The following is a 3703-nucleotide window of genomic DNA, read 5'->3' as shown; positions in this document are numbered from 1 at the left end:
CGCACCGCCGCCGCCTGGAACCGGGCCAGCGCGGCGAGGTCGGCGGGCAGCGACTCGCCGTCCAGGAAGCCGGGTTGGGGAAGTGCGGTCACCTCCCGGCGGCCACGGAACTCCGCCGCGAACCGCGCGTACTGCTGCGGTCCGCCGGTGGCGACCACGGCGGGCAGACACAGCAGCACGGGTTCGGCGTCCCCGTCGGCGAGGCGCACCACAGTGGTCGGCACGTCCTGCGCCTGCTCGGCCGTGAACACCGGACGCACCAGCGAAGCGGCCATGACGATCTCGTTGCCCGCGAGGTTCTCCCCGGCCGCGAACGCCTGCCGGAACAGCGTCTCCACCGGTCCCGCGACTCGCTCGCCGCCGTCCGTGCCGTCCGTGCCCTCCGCGTTTGAGACCAGCAGCGCGTGCAGGCGCTCGGCGAGGGTGCCGGGGTGCGGGTGGTCCAGGACGAAGGCCGTCGGCAGCGCGAGTCCGGTCGCGGCACTCAGCCGCCCCCGCAGATCCATCGAGGTGACCGAGGTCATCCCCAGCTCGAAGAAACCACGCTCCAGGGAGACGTCGTCCGCCGACGCGTAACCCAGCGCCCGCGCCGTCTCCACCCGCACCAACGCCCGCACCGCGTCGAGCAGTTCATCCCGGGGCACCCCGGCGAGCCGGGAGACTTCCTCGGTCGCCTCGCGCGTCCCCGCCGCCGCGACGTCCACCGGAGCGTCGATCCAGTACGACCGCCGCTGGAAGGGGTACGTCGGCAACGCGACCGTCCGGCCCGGAGCCCCCTCGAAGGCACGGCTCCAGTCGACGGGAAGACCACGCACCCACGCCTCCGCCACCGAGGCCCAGAACCGGTCGAGCCCGCCCTCGTCACGCCGGAGCGTACCCAGCGCGACCGGCCTGCCCACGGTGTCCTCGACGCTCATCACGAGCACCGGATGCGGACTGACCTCGACGAAAGTGGTGTACCCCTCCTCCACGAGCCGCTCGACAGCCCGCTGGAACCCGACAGGCTGCCGCAGATTGCGGTACCAGTACGCGCCGTCGGCCTCCGTACCGTCCAGCCAGTCGCCGTCCACCGTCGAGAACCACGGAATCTCCGCCGGACCGGACCACACGTCGAGCAACTGGTCGGTGAGTTCGTGCTCGACGGCTTCGACGTGGGCGGTGTGGGAGGCGTAGTCGACGGGGATGCGGCGGGCGCGGACGCCGTCCGCCTCACACGTCGTCAGAAGCTCGTCCAGTGCGGCCGGTTCGCCTGCGACGACGGTGCTGTTGGGGCCGTTGGTCGCCGCCACCTCGATGCGTCCGGCCCAGGGCGCGACGAGAGTCTCCGGCGCTGCGACGGACACCATCCCACCCTTGCCCGCGAGGTGGTCGCGGATGAGCCGGCTGCGCACGGCGACGATGCGGGCGGAGTCCTCAAGGCTGAGGGCACCGGCGATGTGGGCGGCGGCGATCTCGCCCTGGGAGTGGCCGAGCACGGCGTCGGGCTCGATGCCGTGGGAACGCCACAGCGCGGCGAGGGAGATCATGACGGCCCAGGTGGCGGGCTGGACGACGTCGACGCGCTGGAGTGCTTCCTCGTCGGCGAGGACGTCGTGGAGGTTCCAGTCGGTGAACTCGGCGAGCGCGTCGGCGCATTCACGCATGGACGCGGCGAACACGGGTGAGCCGTCGAGGAGTTCGAGCGCCATCCCGACCCACTGCGAGCCCTGCCCGGGGAAGACGAACACCGTCCGCCCGGGACTTCCAGCCGTCCCCCGCACACCTGCACCCGACGCGAACTCCCGCAACGAATCAATGAGTTGCTTCCGATCCCCGACGAGGACCGCCCGTTCGGCAAAGGAGGCACGCCCGGTCGCCAGCGTCCAGGCGGCATCCCTGACGGAGAGCGCCGGCTCGGTTTCGAGACGGTCAAGCAACCGTGCCGCCTGCTCGTGCAGGGCGCCCTCGGTCTTCGCGGACAGCAGCACGGGGACGACGCCGTCGGCACCCGGCGTCGAGGTGCCGTCCGGAGCCTGCTCCAGAATCACGTGCGCGTTCGTCCCACTCACCCCGAAGGCGGAGACAGCGGCCCGACGGGGCCGGTCGACCGACGGCCAGGGACGCTCGTCCCGGAGGATCTCGACCGCACCGGCGGTCCAATCCACCTTGGTGGACGGCGAGTCGACATGGAGGGTGCGCGGGAGGACGCCGTTGTGCAGGGCCTGGATCATCTTGATGACCCCGGCGACTCCGGCGGCGGCCTGCGTGTGCCCGATGTTGGACTTCAACGAGCCGAGATACAGGGGATGTTCACGATCCTGCCCGTACGTCGCCAGCAGCGCCTGCGCCTCGATCGGATCCCCGAGCGTCGTCGCCGTGCCATGCGCCTCGACGGCGTCGATGTCGGCCGTGGACAGCCGCGCGTTGGCCAACGCGGCCCGTATGACCCGCTGTTGGGAGGGTCCGTTGGGTGCGGTGAGGCCGTTGGAGGCGCCGTCCTGGTTGACGGCGGAACCCCGGACGACCGCCAGCACCGGGTGCCCGTTGCGGCGGGCGTCGGACAACCGCTCCAGCAGCAGCATCCCGGCCCCCTCGCCCCACCCCGTCCCGTCCGCCGAGTCCGCGAAGGCACGGCAGCGGCCGTCCGGGGAGAGCGCGCCCTGGCGGGAGAACTCGACGAACAGATCCGGCGTGGACATGACGGTGACACCACCGGCGAGCGCGAGCGTGCACTCACCGGCGCGCAGCGCCTGGGCGGCGAGGTGCAGGGTGACCAGGGAGGAGGAACAGGCGGTGTCCACCGTCATCGCCGGACCTTCGAGACCGAACGTGTACGACAGCCGCCCCGACACCACGCTCGCCGCGCTGCCGGTCGCGAGGAACCCGTCCGCCTGCTCGGGCGCACGCTGGAGCAGCGTGCCGTACGGCTGCCCGTTGGTGCCCGCGAACACCCCGGTCAGACTGCCGCGCAGGGTGTGCGGGTCGATGCCCGCGTGCTCGAACGCCTCCCAGGACGTCTCCAGGAGCAGCCGCTGCTGCGGGTCGAGCGCGACGGCCTCACGCGGGGAGATCCCGAAGAACGCCGGGTCGAACTCGGCCGCGTCGTACAGGAAGGCGCCCCCGCCGACGTACGTCCCGCCCAGCCGCTCGGGGTCGCTCAGAGTCTCCAGGTCCCAGCCCCGGTCGTCGGGGAAACCGGCGACCGTGTCCGTCCCGGAGAGCACCAGCTCCCACAGGGCCTCGGGCGAGTCGGCACCCCCGGGGAAACGGCAGCCCATGCCGATGACGACGACCGGATCGTCGTCCTGCGCCCGCTCCCGGACGTCGTCCCGCGCACTCTTCGGCCTGGGGGGCAGGGGTGTGGCGAGATCCTCGAACGTGACACCGACACTCTCCCAGAGATGATCGGCGAGCGCGGTCGGGGTCGCGTAGTCGAAGATCAGGGTCGCCGGGAGCGCGATCCCGGTGGCCGCCGTGAGGCGGTTGCGCAGCTCGACGGCGGTCAGCGAGTCGAACCCGGCGTCCCGGAACGGCTGTTGCGGGTCCACCGCCTCAGCCCCGGAGAAACCGAGCACAGCGGCGGCACCGTCCCGCACCAGGTCCAGCAACCGCCTGCGCCGGTCGGCCGGAGAGAGCGCGGCCAGCCGCCGGGCGAACACCTCGGCCGGCGACTCCTCGACCGGCGCCCCTTCGGCCGGCGCCGAGGGAGCAGCGGCGACCACAG

1 protein-coding gene is annotated in these 3703 nt (G+C 72.3%); it reads right to left on the bottom strand.

The features are described 5' to 3' along the window. On the bottom strand, window positions 1-3703 hold a 3703-nt coding region (locus ACVNF4_RS33730; RefSeq protein ID WP_461806681.1), incomplete at both ends, for a type I polyketide synthase.

It is taken from the genome of Streptomyces sp. S6, from assembly GCF_054880855.1.
This window is presented reverse-complemented; position numbering and strand designations above follow the sequence as displayed.